Below are 25,168 nucleotides of genomic sequence, written 5' to 3' on the forward strand. Positions count from 1 at the left end.
AGAGAATTTAGTAACATGCGCGACTATAAATACTTCAAAATACACTTAATTTATTTCTCCTCCCCTGCCTCAAGAGCCTCAAGAGCTTGCCCACCTCACTCTCATCGTATTGCTCCCGCATTGGGTTATTCTTCTTGTCCCTTTCCCGTTGTCTCCCTTATCCTCCCACTTTGCAGTCCCTAATAGGGGCAATATCATTTAAGATAGAGTATTAATATTTTTTTAATCCCTTATCATCAAGGATTAACGTTAATCCGCCCACGACACACCAGCTTACCTGGGATCAGCGTTAGTTCTTGGATATCGACATCTGAGCCAAGATCGAGATTGTACTCATGGTTTTCTTCTAATATATCTCCCTGGTCTGGTTTGATTGAGATATGTACAACTTGCAACTCATGACCACTGAGTAACTGTAGACCCAGACAAATTTCTAGAGGCGTTGTTTCACTGTTGGTTACTCTCAAGCCTCGCAGTATAATTTGGTTGTTCCCAAGGATAATTTCTTGCCAATTAATTGGTTGTAACTGTTGGTAATGTGTTGGTAAAACCTTAACCAATAAATCACTCAAAGCAGTTGATAATAAATCAGATGCGAGAGAAGCATTAAGATCCTTCTCGTCTACGATTAAATCACCAACCACTGGTACTGTTTCTAGCAGGCGCAAAGGTTTACCCTTGAGTACGGAACCGAGATTTATCCGAATATTTTCTGCTATTAATTGAATTTGTGTAATCAGGAGACCTTGATAAACTGCATGACTCGCAAAAATAGATACCGAAGGAATGCGCCCAGAGAAAAGTTGGCGATCGCTCGCTTTGATCTCCACTTGTAGTTCCGATATTTGGCTGACTTGCGCTCTTAACCACAGCTTGACTGCTGTTGTAAGTACCTGCGTAATTATGCGGATTTTATTTGCATTTGTTGTTTGGGAATTTTGCTCTGGCATCTAACCAATTTGTTTATGAGTATTTATTCAACAAGCGAACATAAATTAAATAAGTCTTAAATGTAACATTTATGCCTACTCGTTACAAAATGCAAATATCATTTAATTGTTAACAGTAAATAAGCAATTTCCACATGGAGGCACGGTTACAAAAAATTATCGCTCAATGGGGTATCGCCTCACGTCGTGAAGCCGAAGAAATGATTAGGCACTCACGGGTGCGGATTAATGGGGTAATAGCACATTTAGGTCAAAAAGTTGATCCCGAAAAAGATGCGATCGCAATTGATGGTAAGCCTGTATCCGAAAAGCAGCGTCCGGCTTTAATATATCTATTGCTGCACAAACCAGCAGGAGTGGTTTCGACTTGCTACGACCCTCACCAAAGACTAACAGTCCTGGATTTACTACCGAAAGAATTACGGGAGGGTTCAGGTATTCACCCAGTTGGCCGTCTAGATGCAGACTCTACAGGAGCATTAATCCTGACTAATGACGGAGAACTGACATTTGGACTAACACATCCACGTCACAGTATTTCCAAGACATATCGTGTTTTGGTCAAAGGGCATCCTCCAGAAACAGTACTGCAAATGTGGCGTCAAGGTGTGATGTTGGAGGGTAGAAAAACCAGGGATGCTAAGGTACACCTAATAGAACGTCGTGCCGAGCAAAGCTTTTTAGAAGTAGTGTTGCAGGAGGGAAGAAATCGCCAAATTCGCCGGATAGCTCAACAGTTAGGATACCCAGTAATTAAGCTGCATCGGACTGCTATCGGCCCAATTCAATTACAAACTCTAAAAGAACCCTATTTATCAGAGGGGAAATATCGTTTCCTCAAAGATCGTGAAATTCGCTTTTTGCAAGATCAGATAACGCAACCTAATTATTGATTCAGTGGAATTAAGGAGTGTCAGTAGGCATGAAATGGCTAAGAAAGAAAAATAATCACCAGCCATCACTTTCTTTAGAGGAACAACGAGCCGAAAAGTTGGCAGAATTAGGCGCTCAACTTTGGGCATTACGGCAAGAACAGGGCCTATCTCTAGAGCAAGTGGTTGTATTAACCAGGATTCCCCGGCGATTATTGCAGGCGATCGAAGAAGGTAATTTAAACGATCTGCCAGAGCCAATCTATATTCAAGGTTTGATTCGGCAATTTGCTGATGCACTAGGCTTGAATGGAGTAGAATTTTCTGGCACTTTTCCGGTCAGTTCTGCACAAGTAAATCCCCTGAGCCTGGGGAATAATTCACCCCTTGCTCAACTACGTCCGATTCATCTTTACTTTCTTTACATACTCCTAATCCTATGCTCTGTAAATGGCTTATCTCAGTTATTAAATAACGCGATACTGCAAGCAAGTAATAATCAAAACCAGCCATATCCAATACAAAAGTCCGTTGTCAAACCAGAACTAGCTCAACTAAAAGAGTCAATGGAGGTACAACCTGTCAGCAATAACCTTGGTAGCGTTCAAAAGGGACAGGCTGTACAGATTGGTATCACTTTGAAAGCCTCATCTTGGATTCGTGTAATAGCCGATGGCAAAACCGAGTTTGAGGGTATTCTGCCAGAGGGAACTCACCGAATTTGGAAAGCCCAAGAGCAACTGACAGTAAAAACTGATAATGCTGGTGGTGTTTTGGTGAGCGTCAATCAAGAGAAAGCCAAAGAAATGGGAGAGCCAGGGAAAGAAGAAGAAGTTAGGATTGCCGCCAAGCCTAAGTTTTGAAATATAGGGTATGGGGCATTGGGCATGGGGATTGAATCTTCCAATTTTGAATTTTGAATTTTGAATTTTGAATTGATTTCTCCCCTGCTCCCCCTACCTCCTACCTCACTGCTCTTCTGGGGCGCGTCCATTGAGTTTGGTAAGAACTTTCAAGCGATCGCCCAATTCTTCTCTGAGCGCTCCTGCTTGATAGCGCCATTCCCAGTTACCCTCAGCAGTACTAGGAAAATTCATCCGCGCTTCGTTTCCTAATCCCAAAACATCTTGTAATGGAATAATCGCTTGGTTGGCTATGGAACTCAAAGCTAGGCGAATTAAATCCCAGTGGATGCCTTCAGGACTAATACAACCTAAATAAAGCAACAGGTTTTCCTTTTCGTAGTCGGTGGCTGAATTGAACCAGCCTATAGTTGTATCATTATCGTGAGTGCCGGTATAAACTACAGCATTGTGCCGATAATTGAATGGTAAAAATGGATTAGCAGAATCAGCACTAAAGGCAAATTGCAAAATGTTCATCCCCGGAAATTCATACTTGTCTCGTAGAGCTTCAACTCCTGGGGTAATTACTCCCAAATCTTCTGCTAAGACGGGTAGCTTGCCTAACTTTTCCCTAATCACTTCAAAAAAAGCATCTCCAGGCGCTTCCACCCATTTACCATTGATGGCAGTTTGTTCACCTTGCGGCACAGCCCAATAAGCCTCGAAGCCCCGGAAGTGGTCAATGCGAATAATATCAACATAATCCAGCATGGCCTCAAAGCGCTGTACCCACCATTTAAAGTCTTGTTTTTGTAATTCCTCCCAGTTATAAACTGGGTTGCCCCACAATTGACCGGTGGCGCTAAAGTAATCTGGTGGGACTCCTGCCATTTGGGCAGCAGCTCCTGTTTCTTCATCTAAGCAAAAGATGTTGGGATGCGCCCACACGTCGGCACTATCGTGAGATACGTAGATGGGGATATCGCCAATAATGTCTATACCGCGCATGTTGGCGTAGCTTTTCAGCTCTGACCACTGCCGGAAAAACTCAAATTGGACGAACTTGTAATAAAAAATCTCCCCATTCAGCCGATGCTGTACTTCCTCTAATGCTTGTGGATCGCGCTTGACAAATTGTGGCTCCCATTTATGCCAACTGGCATTTTCGTGGGCATCTTTCAGCGCCATAAATAAGGCGTAATTATCTAGCCAATAGGCTTTGCTATCACAAAAACCTGCAAACTCGTTTTTTTGGATGTCCGTAGCATTTGTTCTAAAGTTTTCACAGGCTTTTTTCAGCAGTGCAATCTTAATCGGCACAACCTGTTCGAAGTCTACCTTTTCTACCGGAAATCCTGGTAAGTTAGCAAAGTCTTCTTCGGTTAGCAAACCTTCATCTCGCAGTTTTTCTGGGCTAACCAGCAAGGGATTTCCCGCCATTGCCGAGTAGCACATATAGGGGGAGTTACCGTATCCAGTGGGCCCCAAGGGTAAAACTTGCCAATATTGTTGATGGGTATCTTTAAGAAAATCGACGAAGCGATAGGCTTCTAAGCCTAAATCTCCAACGCCAAATCGGCTGGGAAAGGAGGTAGGATGCAGCAAAATACCACTGGATCTAGGAAAAGGCATATTTAATCTGAATTATGAGAGGGAGCAATTATCTGATGCACACGCAACGCGATCGCATCGAATTTATCACGAAACAGTATTTGCAAGGTAAATCAAGTAAACTCATTTTGTTTGTCCTTTGTCATTTGTCCTTTGTCCTTGGCTAATGACTAATGACTAATGACCAATGACCAGTGACTAATTAACTATGACTTACCGAAATCCTGCACCGACAGTTGATATCATCATTGAACTAGTAGATCGACCTCATCGGCCAATAGTGTTAATTGAAAGACATAATCTACCTTTAGGTTGGGCTATTCCTGGTGGTTTTGTAGATTATGGAGAAGCGGTGGAAGTGGCGGCGCGGCGAGAAGCGCAAGAGGAGACGGGTTTACAGGTGGAGTTGGTTGAACAATTACTGGTGTATTCTGACCCCGATCGCGATCCGCGTCAGCATACCATTAGCATTGTGTTTTTGGCGACAGCTACGGGGGAACCTCTGGCTGGGGATGATGCTAAGGGTGTAGGAGTTTTTGAGTACTGGCGTGTGCCTGGTAATTTATGTTTTGACCATGATCGCATTTTGCGTGATTATTGGCGATATCGGCATTATGGGATACGTCCGAGATTGGGGTAAGAGGAACGAACCGCGTTCGCGCTTCGCGTCTCGTAGAGAAGGGCGCAAAGGAACGAGAAGAGAGGAATATCTGTGACACAAAGTTTTTGTGATTATACTGTGTCAGTGGTATTTAAAGGTGCATTATGGATGCTGAGGAACTTTTAGAGAAGTACGCCGCAGGGGGGCGGAAATTTCATTCAGTGAATCTTCAAGGAGTAGACCTCACAAGTAAAGATTTGAGTGAAATAGATTTATACAAAGGAAATTTAAATGGAGCGGACTTGAGTGAAGCAACTTTGACCAAAGCTAATCTTTGGGAAACAAGCCTCTCTAGAGCATCCCTAATATCTACAAATTTGATACAGATAAAAGGTGGGTCAATAAATCTGAGTTGGGCAGACCTCAGTGGTGCTGACTTAAGTGGGTCAAATCTCAATAGCGCAAATTTGAATTATGCAAACTTAGAACAGACAAATTTAACAGGTGTAGACCTAAGTATTTCAAAATTAATCTATGCAAATCTAGATACAGCGAATTTAACTGGAGCAAATCTTAGTAGTGCAGATCTGACTGCTGCTTCTTTAACTAAAGCTAATCTTAGTAAAGCTAATCTAACTAAGGCAGATTTGGGTCAGGCGTACTTGATTGGAGCAAACTTAACTCTGGCAAACTTAACTGAGGCAATATTGCAAAGTGCCAAACTCCAAGGAAATATATTTCATAGAGCTAATCTGTACCAAGTTGATCTCTCAGGCATGAATTTGGCTGATATAGACTTTACAGCAGCATCTCTTCAAAGTACAAACCTTAAAAAAGCATTTCTCCAAGGAGCGAATTTAGAAAAAGCCAATCTGCGATGGGCAAATTTAATCAAAGCAAATTTAGATGGAGCAAATTTGAGAAGGGCTGATTTAACTGGGGCAGATATCTATGGGGCAACTTTTAAAGATGCAGACCTAACTGGTGCGATAATGCCAGATGGAGAAATCTACAGACCGATCGCTCCTCAGGTAGAAATCGGTAAACAGGAAACATCATTAGAGAAAGTAATATCTATGACTCGTAAAGTAATTAATACTGATAACGCACCCGCACCAGTCGGCCCTTATAATCAAGCGATCGCAGCTTCCGGTCAATTTGTATTCGTCGCAGGACAAATTGCCATCGATCCCCGCCTTGGTGATGTCGTCTATACTGATGATGTCAAAAAGCAAACTGAGCAGGTACTAGCTAATCTTGAAGCCATCCTCACAGCAGCCGGGGCGACTTTTCAAGATGTCGTAAAGACAACTGTATTTTTAGCTGATATGAATGATTTCACGGCGGTGAATGCCGTTTATGCTAAATATTTCCCGGAAGATACAGCCCCGGCGCGGGCTTGTGTGCAGGTATCGCGCTTACCTAAAGATGTGTTGGTAGAAATTGATGCGATCGCTGTGATTGGCGGTTAAGAGAAATAGAACAATGAGCAAAATTTTAACAGTTACATTTGATGGTTCTGTTTTGCGCCCAGATATTCCACCTGATTTAGAACCGAACAAACGCTATGTGATTACCATTGTTTCTGAAGATATTAGCTCATCTCAAATTAAAATAACTGATGTGTGGGATGTATTAGAAGATTTAACGGGGACAGTTGATGCACCCGAAGATTGGGCAAGTCAACATGACGATTACTTGTATAGCACACCAAAACGTCAGCCGGAAATTAACACATGACGGGTGAGCGAATATTTTTAGACACTGTTTTAAAAAATTATAAATTTAAGGGCAGAATTGGTAATTAACAATTGTAAGTATTTTTGAGTGTTCCCCTCTGATGAATGCGATCGCCTCTACAACTTTGGGAATACTGAAATTAAGTACCCTAAAGGAGTATTAAAAATGGCAGAAAATCGCGTCAGTGCCAGCTTAACCCCAGCAGACAAAGAAGCAGTCATGCAGGCGATCGCTACAATTAGAGAAAAGTTACCGTTTTTGGTAGATTTGACCCCCGAAGACAGGCGAACAATGTTGAAGATGGGAGATAAAAGTCGGGCTTTTGTCAGCAAAGCCTTAGAAGTGGCGACACAAAACCCTAACTTTTTGCCCCGTTCTTTTGATTTAGAAGAGATGCGCCGGGACTTAGAAATATATGAGGACTTGTATCCAGTGCTGTTATCTTTGACACAACTGCAAGAATTGGTAGATGATACCTGTATAGCTGCTGCTAGTGAAGCGTATGCCTCAGCATTAGCAGTTTATAGCTATGCTAAAGCTAGTGGTGATGTCACAGGTTTAGATGCAGTAATTGATGAGATGGGACGCAGGTTTAACCGCCGTTCTAAGAAAAAGCAACCTGAAGTTCCAGTCAGCTAAAGCTTAAAACAGGTAATCATACCAGTTGTAAACTTACTAGAATACACATAATTTGTAGGGGTATAACATTGTTATGCCCTTTTTGCGTTTTGTATCCAAAGATTCTTGAAACCCACGCAGGTGGGTAAAGTCTCGTGTAGCCGCGATTTCTATAGTGCATCTCGTTAATCTAAAATACACTTTGACCTTTCTCCAAACCTCTCCCCTACAAGGGGAGAGGCTTTAAATCTTACTCCCCAACGCTAGTAGGGAAGGGGCTGGGGGTTAGGTCTATATTAGACTCCAGCGATAAGCACTAATTCGCCAAGGCATTTTTGAGCCTCAGAAGGTCAACATCGAGCCTCAGAAGGTCAACATCGAGCCTCAGAAGGTCAACATCGAGCCTCAGAAGGTCAAAGTTGAGCCTCAGAAAGTCAAAGTTGAGCCTCAGAAGGTCAAAGTTGAGCCTCAGAAGGTCAAAGTTGAGCCTCAGAAGGTCAAAGTTGAGCCTCAGAAGGTCAACGTCGAGCCTCAGAAGGTCAATGCATAAAAATATCCAGATAAATTATTAAATTTACTGCTGGTTTTCAGTAACAATCCGATCAAACCTTGTTGAAATATATTAACTCAGTACATCTACCAGCGTCATACAAGAGTTATGAGCAATACCTCTGGATTTTTAGTTAGCAAACCTATTGCATTATGGAATAAACCCATTAAGGCTGACTTTAAAGAACTATTTAAATCACTAGGGAAAGTTGCGATAGATGGGGCCTTGGGTAAGTGGGAAGAGGTAGCCAAAGGTGCTTTAGATGCTACAGCAGCACTAGGTTTAGGATCGGCACCAGAGGAAGTTGCTTGGCTACTAATTTACCGTTCTTTGGTAGAAGCAATAGTGAGTTTGGTAAAAGGAAATCAAGAGTTACTGTTTGAAAAACCAAACGAAAGCGATCTTGAGCTATTGTGCGATCGCCTCAACGATTCCCTAGAAAGTATAGAATTGCGTATTGACCAAGATTTTTTTAGCCGTCCCAAAGATTTGCCGATTCTGGAAGCGGTTAAAACTGCTTTTGCCGACTGGTTAAAATATTTTAGCGTCAATCAAGCCCAGGCACTAACAATTAGTCATCGTCTTCCTACCTATTTTGTGTTTGCTTTACATGAAGAGTGGGCAAAACATCCAGAAAAATATGCTTGTTTAAAAGAAGAACTTGATACCCCCTTTACTCAAGCCAATGAACGGGAGCAGTCATGGCAGCGTTATTTAGCTTGGCTACAAAAACAGGTTGAAGAACCGATGCTTTTAGAAGCTTTTGGTTTAAAACAGGTTTATGTTCCTTTACACGCCTACTATAAGCAGAAAATTGCCGATGAAAAAGAAGAAGAATTTAAACGCCGGGTGAGAGAAGATGAGAAATATCAGCGAATTGTTCTTGATTTAGAAACTGAACTAGAAGCTTGGTTAGAAAAAGGCGATCGCAATGATGCCATTAGAGTGATTAGTGGTGGCCCAGGAAGTGGTAAATCTTCCTTTGCCAAAATCTTTGCAGCTAACCAAGCAGAAAAAGGGAAAATTCCGGTTTTATTTATTCCTTTGCACCATTTTGAACCCTCGGATGATTTAGTTGAGGCAGTTGGTAAGTTTGTGCGAGACGATGGCTTTCTCAAACATAATCCCCTAGATAAAGATAAAGCTGATTCACGCTTACTGATTATCTTCGATGGTTTAGATGAGCTTGCCATGCAGGGTAAAATTGCCACTGAAACTGCTCAACAATTTGTGCGTGAAGTGCAAAGAAAAGTAGAGCGATTTAATGGGCGTGAAACTTGCTTACAAGTATTAATTGGCGGACGAGAACTGGTAGTGCAAGCAAATAGTAGCGACTTTCGCCAACCACAGCAAATATTGCATATTTTGCCTTATTTTGTTATTGAATATGAGAGAAAGAATTACATTGACAATCAAAACTTGTTGCACCAAGATCAACGTCAGATTTGGTGGCAGAAATACGGCAATGCTAGGGGACGGGCTTATGATTGCTTACCAGAAGAGTTAAACCAAGATAACCTGACAGAAATTACTGCCCAACCCTTGCTGAATTACTTGGTAGCATTGAGTTTTGACCAGCAAAATAAATTTCCTACAGACGGCAACCTGAATGCAATTTATGCAAATTTGCTCACAGCAGTTTATCAGCGCGGTTGGGCTGGCTATCAACATCCGGCTATTCGTGGAATTGAGGAAAAAGACTTTGTTCGCATCCTTGAAGAAATTGCTTTAGCTTCCTGGCATGGAGATGGACGAACAACAACAGTCAGAGAGATTGAAGCCCATTGTGAACACAGTAGTTTAAAGAGTCTTCTAAACAAGTTTCAGGAAAGTGCTAAATTAGGCGTAACTCGTCTTTTGACTGCCTTTTATTTTCGTGAGAGTGGAGTTAAAGAACAGGAAAAAACTTTTGAATTTACTCACAAAAGTTTTGGTGAATATTTAACAGCAAAACGCATTGTAAGAGAAGTTAAACTCATTCATAAAAAGTTAAAGGATCGCCTGGATGATCCAGATGAAGGATGGGATGAGCGCGAGGCTTTAAAAAGATGGGCAATTCTCTGCGGTGCATCCCCGATGGATGAATACCTTTTTAAGTTTGTTGCGGATGAAATGCGTTTACAGAATGCATCAGATGTTAGCAATTGGCAGCAGACATTATGCCATCTGATTGGTTTTATGTCGCGTCATGGTATGCCGATGGATCGCTTGACTCCCAGACCTGATTTTCAAGAAGAAAATAGACAAGCACGAAATGCAGAAGAAGCGTTGTTGGCTGTGTTAAATGCTTGCGCTAGAGTGACAAAGATAGTTTCAAACATTCAATGGCATACTCCTGAAGCTTTCGGTACATGGATTTCAAAAATTCAAGGACAAAGAAAAGACGGTAATAATGTACTTGCATCGGAGTGTCTTAGCTTGTTGAATGTATCAGAATGTATTCTGCATCACAGAGACTTTCATAATGCCAATCTTGAAGGAGCAAATTTGTCTAATACACGTCTTGCTTTTGCTCATTTCTTTGCAGCTAACTTGAAAGGTGTAAATATTCAAGCAGCATGGCTTGTAGTAGCGAATCTTGAAAGGGCGAATCTTGAAGGTGCAAATCTTGTAGGCGCAAATCTTGAAAGGGCGAATCTTGAAGGTGCAAATCTTGTAGGCGCAAATCTTGAAAGGGCGAATCTTGAAGGCGCAAATCTTGTAGGCGCAAATCTTGTAGGCGCAAATCTTGTAGGCGCAAATCTTGAAGGCGTGAATCTTGTAGGGTCGAATCTTGAAGGCGCGAATCTTGTAGGGGCAAATCTTGTAGGGGCAAATCTTGAATGGCCAAGACTTAAACGGACAAATTTTGAGAGTGAAAATGTAGCAGATTTGAATTAGGGTTCAGATTCTAATGACTGACTTACAAACATTAAGAATTTTTAGAGTTGATTATATTCTTCTTAATGCATCATTCTAAATACTTTGGATGCGTTACGCTGCTGCTAACGCACCTTACTAAAGCAGCCCTCAACTCAATTGCAACAAATAGAGATTTTGCCTTCTCATGACAAAGTGTATTGCGATCTCTCAACTCAATTGCACACAAATATTAAGCGATCGCTTTCACTACTTTGATCTTCTCATGAGAAACTATAGGCGATCGCAAGTCAAATCTCTTGATACGCTGAAATAAGAATTGAGAAAAACTAATCCAGTTTTCCGGTAACAACCATGCCAAAGCTGACACTGAGCGATGAACAAGTAATTGAATTATTCAAGCAGCTACCTCCAGAAAGTAAACGAGTAGTATTATTAGCCCTAGCACAGGAAAGTGAGCAAGAGCGAAATTCTCGTATGGAGTATGCCCAAACCCAATTACGGAACTTGTGTGCTGAACGTGGTTTAGATTGGGATAGTATGTCAGAAGATCAACGTGAGTCATTTATAGATGACTTAGTGCATGAGGACAGAGAGTGCGACCAATAGTAGTGTTTGATACAAATGTTTTGCTATCTGCTATTGGCTGGAAAGGTAGTCCTTATCACTGTATTGATTTGGCACGCCAAGGCCGGGTAAAAGGTTTAATTTGTCCAGAAATACTTGATGAACTAACCGAAAAGTTAGAACAGAAGTTGAAATTTACGCCTATTCAAGTAATTGAGACAATAGCTGATTTGCTTACTTTTCTACGATTAATCACAATTGCCAACACTTTAAATTTTCTCACTACTGACCCAAACGATAACATGGTACTAGAATGCGCTGTTGTTGGGAATGCAACTCATATTGTTACGGGCGACAAGCGGCATTTGTTACCTCTGGGCAGTTATCAAGGTATTGCAATTGTTAGTGCTAGAGATTTTCTGACTTTGATTAAACCTGAATAATCAAATGAACTTAACACTGAGGTTGAGTACTCTACACATCCCCTGCATTGCATTGTTAGCCTGTAGGTAAGCGATCATAAGATTCCGGTTCAATATCTGGTACTTTCGCTAAAACTGCGTCGTATTTTTCTCGACTGCCTCGCTTTGCTAACTCCCCTAGATAAATTTCAGTTGTTAGTGCAGCGACTTTCTCTGCAACTGCTGTCGCCACAAACTGATCGATAGAAATGCCGTCTTGTTTGGCAAGTTCCTGCAAACTTTTGTACAAAGAATCAGGAAGTTGGACGCTGAGGTTGCTCATGACAATGCTCCAATAGATTGCAAAAACTCCGCAGGTGTCAATATTGTTATCCCAAACTGCTCAATGCTTTTAAAATCAAGAGCATTAGTATGTTTTTGCATTTTGTATCCAAAGATTCTTGAAACCCGTGCAGGTGGTCACTGAGCTTCTTGCCTTGAGCGATCGCGTAGCGTCTCGTAGAGAAGCCGAAAGGTGCCGAAGTGCGGGTTTCGTCTGTGTAGCCGCGATTTCTATAGTGCATCTCGTTAATCTCAAATACACTTTAACCTCTCTCCAAACCTCTCCCCTACAAGGGGCTACGGTGTACACACAAGTCTTCTAGAGTTGCGCCACAGCCTTTTGATCCCCCCAACCCCCCGATAAATTGGGGGGCAAAAAGCTCTCAAAGTCCCCCTTAAAAAGGGGGATTTAGGGGGATCTACGATGATTTTGGTTTTCTAGAAAGATGTGTGTACACCGTAGCCTACAAGGGGAGAGGCTTTGAATTTTACTCCCCAACGCTAGTAGGGAAGGGGCTGGGGGTTAGGTCTATATTAGACTCCACCGATAAGCGCTAAGTCGCCAGGGCATTTTTGAACCTCAGAAGGTCAAAGTTGAGCCTTAGAAGGTCAAAGTTGAGCCTCAAAAGGTCAAAGTTGAGCCTCAAAAGGTCAAAGTTGAGCCTCAGAAGGTCAACATCGAGCCTCAGAAGGTCAACATCGAGCCTCAGAAGGTCAACGTTGAACCTCAGAAGGTCAACGTTGAGCCTCAGAAGGTCAACGCATAAAAACTATCTCGAAAAAGTTTAGTAAATTCCGAAATACATTTTGTATATTTGGTAGTTCTGTTTATAGACATTAACGCCTCAAAATTAAATCTTGTTATGAATATCCAAGACAAGCCCAAGAGTTTACAAGATATTGTTAAGCAACGTCAACAATCAAATTTTATCGGTCGTGAAGACCAAATAAACCGATTTCGCCAAAATTTAGCATTACCAGTAGAAGATAATCGCCATTGTTTTCTGTTTAACGTTTCTGGTCAAGGCGGAGTTGGTAAAACTACCTTGCTGCGGCAGTTTCGGAAAATTGCTGACGAAGCAAAAATGATTTCGGCTTACATTGATGAAGTTGAAAAAACTATACCAGAGGTCATGGGTCGTATAGCTGAGGAGTTAGAACAGCAAGGTTACAAACTAACGCAGTTTAGCGATCGCTATAAAGCTTACTGCCAAAAGTGCCAAGAATTAGAAACAGATCCAGATGCTCCTCAAGGTTTTTCCGCTTTTGTCGGGAAAACTATGGTAAAAACTGGTGTGCATCTGGCGCGTCGAGTTCCCGTTGGCGGTGCTGTATTTGACTTTGTAGATGAGGATGCTTTGGCTACCCAAGCCGGCGAATGGGCATCTTATGTTGCTAAGAAAATCACAAATAAAGATGAGGTACATTTAGTTAAAGAACCTAAAGAAGTTCTGACCCCGTTATTTTTGCAAGATATTTCTAAAATTGCTGATAAAACTCCCGTTATCCTGTTTTTCGATACCTCAGAACGCACCGGAGAATTCCTAGAAAACTGGCTACGGGAAATTTTTGAGAACCAGCACGGTAAAGTATCTGCCAATATATTAATGATCGTTGCCAGTAGGCAAGAATTAGATAAAAATAACTGGGCATCCTACGAAGGATTAATAGCTCGTTTGCCTCTAGAACCGTTTACAGAAGAAGAAGCTAGACAATATCTAATCCACAAAGGCATCACGGACAATCGCATTATTGAAGTGATTGTAAACCTTTCTGGAAACTTACCTCTGCTAATGGAAATGCTAGCAGATACTCATCCTAATGACCCTAACCAGGTAATTGAGCCTAGCAGCAATGCTGTAGAACGCTTTTTAAAATGGATTGATGACCCCAAACGGCGACAAGTGGCGCTTGATGCTGCCATTCCTCGGTGTTTGAACCGGGATGTTATAGCCAAGTTAAGATCGGAAGAAGAAGCTGATGAGCTATTTACTTGGCTAAAAGAAACATCTTTTCTCAAAGAACATAGCAACGGCTGGGTTTATCATGATGTCGTCAAAACCCAAATGTTATGCCACAAACGCCATTCATCGCCCCAAGGTTGGGCTGATATACATGGAAAGTTGGCAGAATATTATGACAGCCTACGGAACGATTTGCAATTAGAGGAAGATAACAAACAGCGCGATCCTAGCTGGCAAAGTCACACATTAAACGTTTTGTACCATAAATTATGTCAGTCACCCCAAAGAAATTTGTTTACAACTCTGAATGAATTTCTTGCTCTACTCAAAAATCAACCCACTTTTGCCCAGCAATATGCAAAAACAATGCTTCAGGCTGGTAAAGATGTGGATTCTGCGGAAGTTAAGTATTGGGGTAAGCAATTAGCAAATGTGTTAAAAGCCTATGAGGAAAAACGCTATGAAGATGCTGTGTATAATCGCGCTTTAATCTACTTAGCTCTTAAACAACCAGACAAAGCACGAACTTGCCTAGTGCCTGCCATCAAGCTTGCCACAGAGCATTGTCAAAAAGATGCTCAAGACTGGCATAATACCTTTAATTTAGCTCTTTACTACTTGGCTGCTCAATATACTCAACAAGCAGACCACTTATATCGCTATGCCTTATTAAAGGGTGCTTCCTTAGAATCTATTAGTGAAGCTATCCAACATCTAAATGACTTTTTAACTGTCTTGCCTAATCATGTGCAAGCTACATTCATCCGACAGTTGTTGCAGTCTTCTCTAACAAAGTCAAACCCACAAGTCCCAACAACAAACTGCTAATCAATTCTCTTTCTCATAGCGCAAGTCTATTTGAGTAAACTTGCACCATGAGCCTGAGCGTGACAGTCTATATTTATAAAGATGAAAGTTAACACAAGTCCATCAAGTAACCACCGTAAGAGAGTAAACAACAAATAGTATTATTACCCCTAGTAAAAGAAAGTGAAGACCCTTGCACCGCCTTGTTAAGCTGTATTCTAAGATTCCGGTTCTCCCCCTTGTTTCTTGCTTATAAAGTTACGGTGTACACCCAAGTCGAATTACTCCTCTTAATCCCCCCAATATATTGGCTACGGTGTACACACAAGTCTTCTAGAGTTTCTCCAGAGCCTTTTGATCCCCCCAACCCCCCTTAAAAAGGGGGGCAAAAGTCTCTTAAAGTCCCCCTTTTTAAGGGGGATTTAGGGGGATCTCCAACGATTTTGGGTTTGTACAAAGATGTGTGTACACCGTAGGATATATTGGGGGAAAACAAGAAATCTAGTTCCCTCCCCAATACATACGGGGAGGGTTAGGGTGGGGTAAAACCTTGGGTTTTTCAGCTATTTCAGACTTGTATGTACACCGTAGCCTTGTAGGTAAGGGGTTAGATTTGAGAGAAAATTGCACACGGCGTGAAAATTGATCGATTACCCATGCCCAATTCGCAATTTATACAATGATTAAACCACTATAAAGTTGCTGGCGCTAAGTGAAGATATACCATCTAGTTGTGCGAATTGTGCAAATTTTACCTGACCAAATCCGCCATTGCTACCATCTTGGTCGAAGTAAAGCCCCCCTGTGCTTGTGTCGTAAATAAATCGTTGAGTACTTGTTGTTGCAGTTGTGCCCAAAACAAACTGACTAACAGAGAGCAAACCTGGTGATAAACCGCCACCAAAACCTACAGCAGATATTTGAATGCGGTCAATATTACCGAAATTGTAGATACTATCAAGCCCTTCATGATAATTATTGAAAACAAAGGTATCTTCATTTGAACCACCAGTCAGGGCATCATTACCTGTGCCACCGATGAGGGTATTTTTACCACGTCCACCACTAGCATCTAAGGTATCGTTACCTGCACCGCCATTCAGAATATGAATGCTGCTTTCGGCGTAGAAGTTAGAGCCAGTAGCGGATAGATAATCATCACCATCGCCACCGTCTAGTATGTTTCTACCAGATGTACTATCTGCGTATAAGGTATCGTTACCTGTGCCACCATTCAGGATGTTATTACCATAGGAATTTCTAACATCCAAAATGTCGTTACCTGCACCACCATTCAGGGTGTTACTTCCGCCGTAGGCGTAAGAATAGTTCAAAACAGCAGATAGATAATCATTACCATCGCCACCTTCTAATAGGTTAGTGCCATAGTTGTAATCTACAGACACAAAATCGTCACCCGCGCCACCATTGAGGATGTTATTACCAGATGCGTAACGGTTAAGAGTTAAGGTATCATTACCTGCACCACCATAGAGTTTATTGTTACCATTGCCCCCTACAATATTGTCGTTATAGCCCGTACCTTTGATCTCCAACCGTTCGATATTCTTGTAACTAACTTGATTTGTGTCGGCAGTAATTAAACCTTCGTTAGTACTAGTGTTGAAACTTGAAGTGATGCCTGCGATCGCAGTACTATAGTCAACTAACAAGTAATCATTATCTGCCCCTCCATCAACTGTTTGAGTTACTAAAGGATGCACTACAGTATCTGCACTTGGGCTACTGATATAAAAAGAGTCGTCACCACTATCACCATTGAGAGTGTTAGTACCCTGAACTCCACGAGCATCAAAAATGTCTCCCCCGTTTCCACCTGAAACTATATTCTTGCCTTTCCATTGATAACTAACATCCAGGGTGTCATTTCCATCACCCCCATTCAGGACATTATTACCAGCAGACAAATCAACTCCTAGATAATCATTTCCATATCCACCCTGAAGGGTATTGTTTCCTACAGAGTAGCGAGCATAAAGTTTATCATCCCCAGAACCACCATCTAAAATATTCTTTCCATAAGAATAGCGAATATCTAAAATATCGTTTCCACTTCCACCCTTGAGAGTATTATTTCCAGTCGAACTATAAACGTAAAGCTCATCATTTCCATCGCCTCCATCTAAAAGGTTGTTTCCCGAAGAGTTGGCAGCATAGAAGGAATCATTACCTGCTCCTCCGTATAAATTATTATTACCCTCTTCTCCGTTTAAATAGTCATCACCCAAATCTCCATAAAGGTTGTCATTGCCTTTACCTCCATAGAGCTTGTCATTACCTTCACCACCATAGAGGTTGTCATCACCTGAGTATCCATAAAGGTTGTCGTCTCCCGCCAGCCCTTTGATAACATCATTATTATCAGTACCGTAAAGATAATCATTTTGATTTGTACCATTGATAAGTGCCATAAATTTTGACTCCTTTCAAGCAATATTTTCTACACTTGTTAAGTTTTTAATTGGCATTTAGTGCTGTTATGACGCACTAATAATTCACCGAAAGTTGACACTATCGGCATATTTTATGTCGCTCTGATGCAGCACTAGTTATTCATGAAAAATGACTCTATGAATCCAATACTTGTCGGTTAACGGAAAAAGGGGAATGGGAAAGGGGAAAGAAAAAACCTTTAACCTTTTCCCAAAACCAAATTCCAGTTTAAAATCCAAAACCCGAGCAGTATTGTCCGTGAATCGGCTTACTAGTAGCAGTTATTTAAGTTTTTTCACAACTATTCCTTTAACATTTGAGCTTTTCAAGCCAGCTCTGTAGTTAAGACGCTCTCATGAGTCAACTTTTGAATTTTCTGAATTAGCCATTGAGTCGAAATGCTAATTAGAGGCTTTTTTTAACTTTATGCACCCTTGAAACTTGATTTTATATGGTATAAATATCAGGAACTTGTGAAGAAGGGTGTTCGCCGAGATATCAGCAGGGATATGTTGTCAAGAAATATTGCAGAGAATGCTTTCTTGATTTACTAACTTCACCAAGAATGGTGTTTTAAAACTCAAAATTTTTACACAAAAAGCAAGCTTTCAACCCAATATTTCTTTACACTTGCCCATAAATGAGCTTTTTAGGGAACGTTTCACTTTGAGGAGACACACTTAGCTTGTGGCTGAAACTAGCTTATATCAGGAGTTTTGCAAGTTATACTTTTAGATAACTTGATAACATAATTTTATTTTGCGCTTATATACACTACAACTACCACAACTCAAACAACTCTTAACAAATAGGCAGCGTAGCGGAGTATCTACACACTGTCACAAATTCACCCTTTGGTTAACCAATTTGTTAAGGTCTAAATCCACTCAAATCCCTGTGTAGCTAAAAATTCTTTAGCTGGTTCCAAAATATCTTTGCTTAAAACTAGCGTGACTTCTGGGGAACTAAGATACAAACGAAAACGCTTAATAAATAGTTGGTTTGCAGGTTCAATTTTCTTAATGGCAGTCCAGGGAATCAACAACGGCATAAGTCCCAAGCTAAACAAGGGGAAAATACTCAGATAAATCCCTTGAGGAGTTATACCAACATTTAAAGTTCCTTTGTAGTACACTAAACCCACAGAACCACTGTTCATTCGCGAAAAGTTTTGTGGCGGCGCTTCTTGAGTGCGGTAGAGTTTAGCAAGGCGATTCCAGTCATGACGCAATAAAAAAATCATGACTATCGTGGAAAGTGGAAAAAAAATGGTGTATATCCACTGAGGCGTATGTGGCATTTGTTTTTAAGTCATTGATGATTGACGCTTCTACTGTAAGCGATGTCTAATAGACCTCTTGCAAAAGTGCTTTTTGCAAGAGGTGGGAAAAGGGTAAAGGTTATGGTTCGGCAAGCTCACCAACCGGGGGAAAGGCAAAATACAGAATCTTTCCCTTTCCCCTTTTCCCTTTTCCCGACTTCTGCAAGAAGTCTAATGACAAGCCTCTGTGCGTCTACACACTCACCAATCAACTACATTCTCTTGAATTTTTCCAAATGATCGGAAAATACCGATTAAAAATTGTTCAATAGAAACCCTATGCATTCAAAAAACTGGCCTTAGTTAAAGCCAGTTTTTTGATTTTATTGCTAACTTTTAGCAAAGCTTACGGCCGAGTATTAACGGAACACACTTGAGAAGATATTATTAATCTTTCTCATTAAAATGTCAAGATTTATCTACTAATTTCCGTAAAATTTACCATTAGATATCGCCGCTTCCCTTAAATTCTCAGGCTGTACTGACAAACTCTTGTCACCAAAATGCTGATTCATCAATGCGGGAACCTGTGCAGCTTGAATTCGGCTATGGCGTGTTTTGTCGGGCATAACTAAGTTTGGCCCAGCTTTACAATTTTTCATGCAACCAGTGCCCTTGATTGTAACTTGGTCTTCTAAACCGCGATCGCTTAAAGCCGCCTCCAACGCCTGACAAACTGCTTTACCACCGCGTTTCATACAATCAGACTTTTGACACACCAAAATCGTGGTCTTAGTCTTAGCTGGTTTTACCTTGACATTATCAACAGAGGGCGGTTCTTGTACAGGAGCGATCGTTTCCCCTCTCCCTATATCAGAACGCGCTGCCATTACACGTTCAGCCTTCAGAGTAACTGTGCCGTTCTTCAAATCATGTTTTTTGTAACCAACAACTTGCAGCCAAGTCCCTGGCGGTAAGCGCAAATCAAAAGCAGTCCGTAAATGTTTAGCTAGTTTAATGTAAGACTCACCCTCAGGAGTCGCCAGCAGTAAACCTTTAAGCTTATAGCCATCTTTAATAACAAAATTTATAAACCTGCCTTCAAGACAAAATTCTGATACTTCTATAGCCTGGGATGCACTCATTTTTTTTCACCTATTTTTAACTAGTACAAACTATCAAGTGAGATATTTTCAGCAGATTAGAACTGTTGGTAGGGACTCTGCCAGCAGCACTCAAGAGTCCAAATCTGGTCTTGACGGGAAGCGGTAAATCGCCGTATCACACTCCAAAGTTGAATAGCCGTAGTAGGATTGCCAATTTCAACTTTCAATGGCTGGTTAGTCGTACAACTACAGGGAATGTCTAACTCCTTTAGGCGTTGATAGACTTGCCAGCGATCTGCCCAATTCACCTCTACAAGGTGCTTTATTTCTATTTCTGAACTAAACGATTTCAAGAGAATTGCCCTCAAAGTGCAACAAACTTGCAGTAACTACCGCGATTTAACTCCCGACTTTTTGAAAGTCTTAGGAATTTAGTGTGTTAAAACCAGCATACCTTAAGTGCAAACAATTCTCATTAATTTTGGAAAAAAAATAAAATTCTTGCAGTCCTTCCTTAAGGGGGATGAGGATGTATTTACTCTTCCCCCTCTCTTCCCTGTATCCCCCATCTTTCCGTCCCCCCTTCCATTGGAAAGGTATGCACACTTAAATTTTAATGTCAATAATAATGATAAATACACGCAACTTGATGGGCATACCATGCATTCAGCAAATAATAAACTTGAGACTTTTAGTAAGCAAAAATACAAAATCTTGTGATGGCGAATTGGTTTGCAATTATTGGTAAAATGTTAATATGTAAAGAATAAGCAGTTAAAATATATAATTGCTAAATAGGGAGGAGAACAATGTCTGAAACGCAAACTTTGTTACGAAATTTTGGTCATGTATATGACAATCCTGTGTTGCTGGATCACAGCGTAACTGCTCCAGTTACAGAAGGATTTAATGTTGTATTAGCTAGTTTCCAGGCATTATACTTGCAGTACCAAAAGCATCATTTTGTAGTTGAAGGCTCAGAATTTTATTCTCTGCATGAGTTTTTTAACGAAAGCTACAACCAGGTACAAGACCACATCCATGAAATTGGAGAACGCTTGGATGGGCTAGGTGGTGTGCCAGTAGCGACCTTCAGCAAATTAGCAGAATTAACTTGTTTTGAGCAAGAATCTGAAGGCGTATATTCTTCTCGCCAAATGGTAGAAAATGATCTAGCTGCCGAACAAGCAATCATTGGCGTAATTCGCCGCCAAGCTGCTCAGGCAGAGAGTTTAGGCGATCGCGGTACACGCTATCTATACGAAAAGATTTTGTTGAAAACTGAGGAACGTGCATATCATTTGTCTCACTTCCTCGCCAAAGACAGCTTAACTTTAGGGTTTGTCCAAGCTGCTCAAAGCTAAAACTCTCATCATCTAGATTTGTCTACTAGACTGGAAGAAAAGTTAGCGGCAGTAACTCTTAAAATATTATAAAAAATGGCAGAAGATGGCATCCTCATCTCTCTGCCATTTTTAATCAAAATAAATATATTGACATAACATTTAACGTTGAAAATATTTAGCAATTAGTTAATTAAGATAAATTTTTATCTAAGCAATTTACTTGTGCTAAAAAAGCAGACACATATATGCCAATGTAAATGATCGTTTGTTGTGAACTGTCATCCAATTAAATAATAAAGATTCGCAAAAACTTTAGAAATTTGAGCATCGCAATTAAATAAAATTAGAAATACAAAATAATTGTTGGGCATCCCTTCTCTGCGAGACGCTACGCGTTAGCGGAGCTTTCGCTTTAGCGATACCGCTCAGGGCAAGTGGGCATTGAGCATGGTTAATCTCCTTGTCCTCTTGTCCCCTCTCTGTCATCAAATTTAGAAAAGTTAATAATAAAAAGCACGACAGGGGGTAAAGACCCTTAAAATGATCAGGATTTGTATTCTCGTATTCCAAGGCAACTACTATGCCCCGCCGTGACGACCTCCGGAAGATTCTACTGTTAGGCTCTGGCCCAATTGTGATTGGACAAGCCTGTGAGTTTGACTACTCTGGCACTCAAGCCTGCAAAGCGCTGCGAGAAGAAGGCTATGAAGTGGTTTTGGTCAACTCCAACCCTGCAACGATTATGACCGACCCGGAAACGGCCGATCGCACTTACATTGAGCCGTTGACACCAGAATTGGTCGAAAAAGTCATTGAAAAAGAACGCCCCGATGCTCTCCTACCAACAATGGGAGGACAAACTGCCCTCAACCTCGCGGTTGCTTTAGCCAAAAATGGGGTGTTGGAAAAGTACGGCGTTGAATTAATTGGCGCTAAACTCCCAGCGATCGAAAAAGCCGAAGATCGAAAACTTTTTGGTGAGGCAATGGCAAGGATTGGGGTAGCCGTGTGTCCCAGCGATACAGCCGAATCTTTGGAAGAAGCCAAAGCTGTTGCCCGCCAAATTGGTACTTATCCCCTGATTATTCGTCCTGCCTTCACAATGGGTGGAAGTGGCGGTGGTATTGCTTACAACCAGGAAGAATTTGAAGAAATGGCACAGGTAGGTATAGATGCCAGCCCCGTTTCGCAAATTCTCATTGACCAGTCTTTACTCGGCTGGAAAGAATATGAACTCGAAGTGATGCGTGATTTGGCAGATAACGTGGTGATTATCTGTTCCATCGAAAACCTTGACCCGATGGGCATCCACACTGGAGACTCAATTACCGTCGCTCCCGCGCAAACCCTCACTGATAAAGAATATCAAAGGCTGCGGGATATGGCAATTAAAATCATCCGCGAGATCGGTGTGGAAACTGGCGGTTCTAATATCCAGTTTGCCGTCAATCCAGTTACAGGAGATGTGGTTGTAATTGAGATGAACCCGCGTGTTTCCCGCAGTTCGGCTTTATCTTCCAAAGCCACGGGTTTCCCCATCGCCAAAATGGCTGCAAAATTGGCTGTAGGCTACACCTTGGATGAAATAAAAAATGACATCACCAAGAAAACTCCCGCGTCCTTTGAGCCGACAATTGACTATGTGGTGACAAAAATCCCCCGCTTCGCCTTTGAAAAGTTCCCCGGTTCCGATCCAGTGCTGACAACCCAAATGAAATCTGTCGGGGAAGCAATGGCAATTGGGCGGACGTTTAACGAATCCTTCCAAAAGGCGCTGCGATCGCTCGAAACTGGACGCGCTGGTTGGGGTTGCGACAAAGCCGAAAAATTACCCAGTGGCGAACAAATTCGCGCCCAACTACGGACACCTAACCCCGATCGCATTTTCTCTGTGCGCCATGCCTTGCAACTAGGAATTAGTGCTGAGGAAATCTACGAACTGACTGGTATTGACCCGTGGTTCCTAGATAAATTTCAGCAACTGCTAGATATCGAAAAATTCCTGAAGCGGACACCTTTGCAGCAATTGACAAAAGAGCAACTTTATGAAGTGAAGCGGGACGGATATAGTGATCGCCAGATTGCTTATGCCACCAAAACCACCGAAGATGAAGTTCGTGCTTACCGCAAGTCATTAGGAATTATCCCAGTTTATAAAACCGTAGATACCTGCGCTGCTGAGTTTGAAGCCTTTACCCCTTACTACTATTCTACCTACGAAGAAGAAACAGAGGTTTTGCCTACAACCAAACCAAAAGTGTTGATTTTGGGTGGTGGCCCCAACCGCATTGGACAGGGAATTGAGTTCGATTATTGTTGTTGTCACGCCGCTTATGCTTTGAAGAAAGCGGGATATGAGACGATTATGGTCAACTCTAATCCAGAGACAGTTTCGACAGATTACGATACCAGCGATCGCCTTTACTTTGAGCCTTTAACAAAAGAAGATGTTCTTAACATCATCGAGACTGAAAATCCAGTTGGGGTGATAATTCAATTTGGCGGACAAACACCATTGAAGTTAGCTATCCCATTACAAGAGTTTCTAAACAATAACACTTCTGGACTCCTCACTAAAATTTGGGGTACATCGCCAGATTCCATCGACATGGCAGAAAACCGGGAACGGTTTGAAAAGATTCTCCAACAGTTGAATATTGCCCAACCACCTAATGGTATTGCCCGTAGTTACGAAGATGCGCTGATTGTCGCCAAACGCATAGGCTATCCGGTGGTGGTGCGTCCCAGCTATGTATTGGGGGGACGGGCAATGGAAATCGTTTATTCCGATGCGGAGTTGGAACGCTACATGACCTTTGCGGTACTAGTGGAACCAGAACATCCGATTTTGATTGATAAGTTTTTAGAAAACGCGATTGAAGTCGATGTCGATGCGATCGCCGATCATACCGGACGGGTGGTGATTGGTGGTATTATGGAACACATCGAACAAGCGGGGATTCACTCAGGAGATTCCGCTTGTTCCTTGCCCTCCATTTCCTTATCACCAGCAGTTCTCAATCAAATTCGCACTTGGACGGTGCAGCTAGCGCAAGCGCTATCAGTCGTGGGATTGATGAATATTCAATTTGCTGTTGTCGGTGCAAGCAGTTATTCTCCCCAAGTCTACATTCTGGAAGCCAACCCCCGCGCTTCGCGTACAGTGCCATTTGTATCTAAAGCAACAGGCATACAGTTAGCGAAATTAGCATCCCTAATTATGTCAGGCAAAACCTTAGAAGAGCTAGGCTTCACCGAGGAAGTCATTCCCACACATATTGCTGTAAAAGAAGCAGTATTACCCTTTAATAAATTCCCAGGAACTGATACAATATTGGGCCCAGAAATGAGATCCACTGGTGAGGTGATGGGGATTGACAGCGACTTTGGCCGTGCCTTTGCCAAAGCGGAAATGGGTGCTGGGGAGCGTTTACCGCTAAGTGGAACTGTATTTGTATCAATGAGCGATCGCGATAAAGCTGCTGCAAGTGGTGTGGTGAAGGAATTTATCGATTTGGGCTTTAGAGTGATGGCTACCCTTGGTACACGCCGAGTTCTTATTGAACAGGGGTTAAATATTGAATTAGTGTTAAAACTCCATGAAGGTCGTCCTCACGTCCTAGATGCGATCAAAAACCAGAAAATCCAACTTATCATCAACACACCTTCAGGGGAAGAAGCCCAGACTGACGCAAGGTTAATCCGCCGCACAGCCTTAGCTTACAAAATTCCCATCATAACTACCATTGCCGGTGCAAAAGCTACCGTCGCCGCTATCCGTTCTTTACAAAATACGACTTTGGACGTAAAAACCATTCAAGAGTACTGTGTGAGGGTTTAGAAACTAAGGGAGGCAGGGGGAGCAGGGGAAGCAGGGGGAGAAGAACTACTAATTATTGTCCAATCCCCATTACCCCTTATCCCCTTCTTGGGGCCCACCTTCCCCAATCCCCAATGAAGAAAATTAAGTAATTGTTATAAGAGAATGAATATAGTTCTCATTGAGATACTTTAACAAATATGAGGAAAATTGTTTGAACCAGATAATTTCTTAAATTGACTTCTAGCCAGCCTGGAAAGTAAAGGCGACATTGGATGAACTGGAATAACCAGGAAATTTAATGTCGCCATCTAGCCAAAACATTCTCATAAATGTTACAATTATTAATAAGAATCCCATAAAAAAATGTTTAAAAAGCGACCTTTTATCTAACTGTAGATACTTGTGCAAAGTAGGAAATAACTGTAGTTTTAGCAGTTAAGAAGCCTAAATT

Annotated in this window: 20 protein-coding genes; 12 read left to right on the forward strand and 8 right to left on the reverse strand. The window is 41.7% G+C overall.

Annotated features, from left to right (window positions below; all coding sequences use genetic code 11):
- Positions 1-236: 236 nt before the first annotated feature.
- Complete coding sequence (locus RMX98_RS27420; RefSeq protein ID WP_322676162.1) at positions 237-950, reverse strand: DUF2993 domain-containing protein; 714 nt, start codon at positions 948-950, stop codon at positions 237-239.
- A gap of 134 nt (positions 951-1,084) precedes the next feature.
- On the opposite strand from RMX98_RS27420, the gene RMX98_RS27425 reads away from it, so the two are divergent.
- Together RMX98_RS27425 and RMX98_RS27430 are read left to right on the forward strand one after the other, a co-directional pair.
- Complete coding sequence (locus tag RMX98_RS27425) at positions 1,085-1,843, forward strand: pseudouridine synthase (RefSeq protein WP_322676161.1); 759 nt, start codon at positions 1,085-1,087, stop codon at positions 1,841-1,843.
- Between the two features lie 29 nt (positions 1,844-1,872).
- Positions 1,873-2,685, forward strand: a complete 813-nt coding sequence (locus RMX98_RS27430) for a helix-turn-helix domain-containing protein (protein WP_322676160.1) — start codon at positions 1,873-1,875, stop codon at positions 2,683-2,685.
- A gap of 105 nt (positions 2,686-2,790) precedes the next feature.
- Here the strand turns inward: RMX98_RS27430 and malQ are convergent, their stop codons facing one another.
- Positions 2,791-4,299, reverse strand: a complete 1,509-nt coding sequence (malQ, locus tag RMX98_RS27435) for a 4-alpha-glucanotransferase (RefSeq protein ID WP_322676159.1) — start codon at positions 4,297-4,299, stop codon at positions 2,791-2,793.
- Between the two features lie 187 nt (positions 4,300-4,486).
- On the opposite strand from malQ, the gene RMX98_RS27440 reads away from it, so the two are divergent.
- From RMX98_RS27440 to RMX98_RS27470, 7 genes are all read left to right on the forward strand, one after another.
- On the forward strand, positions 4,487-4,918 hold the full coding sequence (locus RMX98_RS27440; RefSeq protein ID WP_322676158.1) for an NUDIX hydrolase: 432 nt from the start codon (positions 4,487-4,489) through the stop codon (positions 4,916-4,918).
- A 125-nt stretch (positions 4,919-5,043) separates the two neighbouring features.
- A complete protein-coding gene (locus RMX98_RS27445; protein ID WP_322676157.1) occupies positions 5,044-6,351 on the forward strand; it encodes a Rid family detoxifying hydrolase in 1,308 nt (435 codons plus the stop codon).
- Between the two features lie 13 nt (positions 6,352-6,364).
- Positions 6,365-6,619, forward strand: coding sequence for a hypothetical protein (locus RMX98_RS27450; protein ID WP_322676156.1), 255 nt, complete (start codon positions 6,365-6,367; stop codon positions 6,617-6,619).
- Positions 6,620-6,784: 165 nt separating this feature from the next.
- The gene (locus tag RMX98_RS27455; protein ID WP_322676163.1) at positions 6,785-7,258 is read left to right on the forward strand and encodes a hypothetical protein; all 474 of its coding nucleotides are present in this window, start codon (positions 6,785-6,787) and stop codon (positions 7,256-7,258) included.
- 637 nt (positions 7,259-7,895) lie between these two features.
- On the forward strand, positions 7,896-10,667 hold the full coding sequence (locus tag RMX98_RS27460) for a pentapeptide repeat-containing protein (protein ID WP_409881893.1): 2,772 nt from the start codon (positions 7,896-7,898) through the stop codon (positions 10,665-10,667).
- Between the two features lie 333 nt (positions 10,668-11,000).
- Entirely contained in the window at positions 11,001-11,255 is a 255-nt protein-coding gene (locus RMX98_RS27465; RefSeq protein WP_409881701.1) for a hypothetical protein, read from the forward strand.
- Entirely contained in the window at positions 11,243-11,656 is a 414-nt protein-coding gene (locus tag RMX98_RS27470; protein ID WP_409881702.1) for a putative toxin-antitoxin system toxin component, PIN family, read from the forward strand. Before RMX98_RS27465 ends, RMX98_RS27470 begins: the two co-directional genes overlap by 13 nt.
- Positions 11,657-11,711: 55 nt before the next feature.
- Here RMX98_RS27470 and RMX98_RS27475 read toward each other — a convergent pair whose 3' ends face one another.
- Positions 11,712-11,957: a toxin-antitoxin system HicB family antitoxin gene (locus RMX98_RS27475; protein ID WP_409881703.1), complete on the reverse strand. Its 246-nt coding sequence runs from the start codon at positions 11,955-11,957 to the stop codon at positions 11,712-11,714.
- Positions 11,958-12,003: 46 nt separating this feature from the next.
- The gene (locus RMX98_RS27480) at positions 12,004-12,198 is read right to left on the reverse strand and encodes a hypothetical protein (RefSeq protein WP_409881704.1); all 195 of its coding nucleotides are present in this window, start codon (positions 12,196-12,198) and stop codon (positions 12,004-12,006) included.
- A gap of 621 nt (positions 12,199-12,819) precedes the next feature.
- On the opposite strand from RMX98_RS27480, the gene RMX98_RS27485 reads away from it, so the two are divergent.
- Entirely contained in the window at positions 12,820-14,748 is a 1,929-nt protein-coding gene (locus RMX98_RS27485) for an ATP-binding protein (protein WP_322676042.1), read from the forward strand.
- A 662-nt stretch (positions 14,749-15,410) separates the two neighbouring features.
- On the opposite strand, the gene RMX98_RS27490 is transcribed toward RMX98_RS27485, so the two are convergent.
- From RMX98_RS27490 to RMX98_RS27505, 4 genes are all read right to left on the reverse strand, one after another.
- Positions 15,411-17,159 (reverse strand): calcium-binding protein, encoded by a 1,749-nt coding sequence (locus tag RMX98_RS27490; protein WP_322676041.1) that lies wholly within the window; start codon positions 17,157-17,159, stop codon positions 15,411-15,413.
- Between the two features lie 899 nt (positions 17,160-18,058).
- Positions 18,059-18,481 (reverse strand): hypothetical protein, encoded by a 423-nt coding sequence (locus RMX98_RS27495; RefSeq protein ID WP_409881897.1) that lies wholly within the window; start codon positions 18,479-18,481, stop codon positions 18,059-18,061.
- A gap of 443 nt (positions 18,482-18,924) precedes the next feature.
- Positions 18,925-19,587 carry a (2Fe-2S) ferredoxin domain-containing protein gene (locus tag RMX98_RS27500; protein WP_322676039.1) on the reverse strand — a complete coding sequence of 221 codons (663 nt, stop codon included), beginning with the start codon at positions 19,585-19,587 and terminating at the stop codon, positions 18,925-18,927.
- A 56-nt stretch (positions 19,588-19,643) separates the two neighbouring features.
- On the reverse strand, positions 19,644-19,901 hold the full coding sequence (locus RMX98_RS27505) for an Asr1405/Asl0597 family protein (protein ID WP_322676038.1): 258 nt from the start codon (positions 19,899-19,901) through the stop codon (positions 19,644-19,646).
- A 456-nt stretch (positions 19,902-20,357) separates the two neighbouring features.
- Here RMX98_RS27505 and RMX98_RS27510 point away from each other — a divergent pair, with 456 nt between their 5' ends.
- Together RMX98_RS27510 and carB are read left to right on the forward strand one after the other, a co-directional pair.
- A complete protein-coding gene (locus tag RMX98_RS27510) occupies positions 20,358-20,912 on the forward strand; it encodes a Dps family protein (RefSeq protein ID WP_322676037.1) in 555 nt (184 codons plus the stop codon).
- 562 nt (positions 20,913-21,474) lie between these two features.
- Complete coding sequence (gene carB, locus RMX98_RS27515; protein ID WP_322676036.1) at positions 21,475-24,735, forward strand: carbamoyl-phosphate synthase large subunit; 3,261 nt, start codon at positions 21,475-21,477, stop codon at positions 24,733-24,735.
- Positions 24,736-25,168 lie beyond the last annotated feature (433 nt).

This window comes from Nostoc sp. DedQUE02 (assembly GCF_034531035.1).
Taxonomy (GTDB): domain Bacteria; phylum Cyanobacteriota; class Cyanobacteriia; order Cyanobacteriales; family Nostocaceae; genus Nostoc.

Excerpts from the sequence above, each read along its gene's own strand:
- RMX98_RS27450 (WP_322676156.1), top strand. The coding sequence starts at position 6,365 with ATGAGCAAAATTTTAACAGTTACATTTGATGGTTCTGTTTTGCGCCCA.
- RMX98_RS27445 (WP_322676157.1), top strand. The coding sequence starts at position 5,044 with ATGGATGCTGAGGAACTTTTAGAGAAGTACGCCGCAGGGGGGCGGAAA.
- RMX98_RS27455 (WP_322676163.1), top strand. The coding sequence starts at position 6,785 with ATGGCAGAAAATCGCGTCAGTGCCAGCTTAACCCCAGCAGACAAAGAA.
- carB (WP_322676036.1), top strand. The coding sequence starts at position 21,475 with ATGCCCCGCCGTGACGACCTCCGGAAGATTCTACTGTTAGGCTCTGGC.
- RMX98_RS27510 (WP_322676037.1), top strand. The coding sequence starts at position 20,358 with ATGTCTGAAACGCAAACTTTGTTACGAAATTTTGGTCATGTATATGAC.
- RMX98_RS27485 (WP_322676042.1), top strand. The coding sequence starts at position 12,820 with ATGAATATCCAAGACAAGCCCAAGAGTTTACAAGATATTGTTAAGCAA.
- malQ (WP_322676159.1), bottom strand. The coding sequence starts at position 4,299 with ATGCCTTTTCCTAGATCCAGTGGTATTTTGCTGCATCCTACCTCCTTT.
- RMX98_RS27425 (WP_322676161.1), top strand. The coding sequence starts at position 1,085 with ATGGAGGCACGGTTACAAAAAATTATCGCTCAATGGGGTATCGCCTCA.
- RMX98_RS27430 (WP_322676160.1), top strand. The coding sequence starts at position 1,873 with ATGAAATGGCTAAGAAAGAAAAATAATCACCAGCCATCACTTTCTTTA.
- RMX98_RS27475 (WP_409881703.1), bottom strand. The coding sequence starts at position 11,957 with ATGAGCAACCTCAGCGTCCAACTTCCTGATTCTTTGTACAAAAGTTTG.
- RMX98_RS27490 (WP_322676041.1), bottom strand. The coding sequence starts at position 17,159 with ATGGCACTTATCAATGGTACAAATCAAAATGATTATCTTTACGGTACT.
- RMX98_RS27460 (WP_409881893.1), top strand. The coding sequence starts at position 7,896 with ATGAGCAATACCTCTGGATTTTTAGTTAGCAAACCTATTGCATTATGG.
- RMX98_RS27500 (WP_322676039.1), bottom strand. The coding sequence starts at position 19,587 with ATGAGTGCATCCCAGGCTATAGAAGTATCAGAATTTTGTCTTGAAGGC.
- RMX98_RS27440 (WP_322676158.1), top strand. The coding sequence starts at position 4,487 with ATGACTTACCGAAATCCTGCACCGACAGTTGATATCATCATTGAACTA.
- RMX98_RS27465 (WP_409881701.1), top strand. The coding sequence starts at position 11,001 with ATGCCAAAGCTGACACTGAGCGATGAACAAGTAATTGAATTATTCAAG.
- RMX98_RS27420 (WP_322676162.1), bottom strand. The coding sequence starts at position 950 with ATGCCAGAGCAAAATTCCCAAACAACAAATGCAAATAAAATCCGCATA.
- RMX98_RS27495 (WP_409881897.1), bottom strand. The coding sequence starts at position 18,481 with ATGCCACATACGCCTCAGTGGATATACACCATTTTTTTTCCACTTTCC.
- RMX98_RS27480 (WP_409881704.1), bottom strand. The coding sequence starts at position 12,198 with ATGCACTATAGAAATCGCGGCTACACAGACGAAACCCGCACTTCGGCA.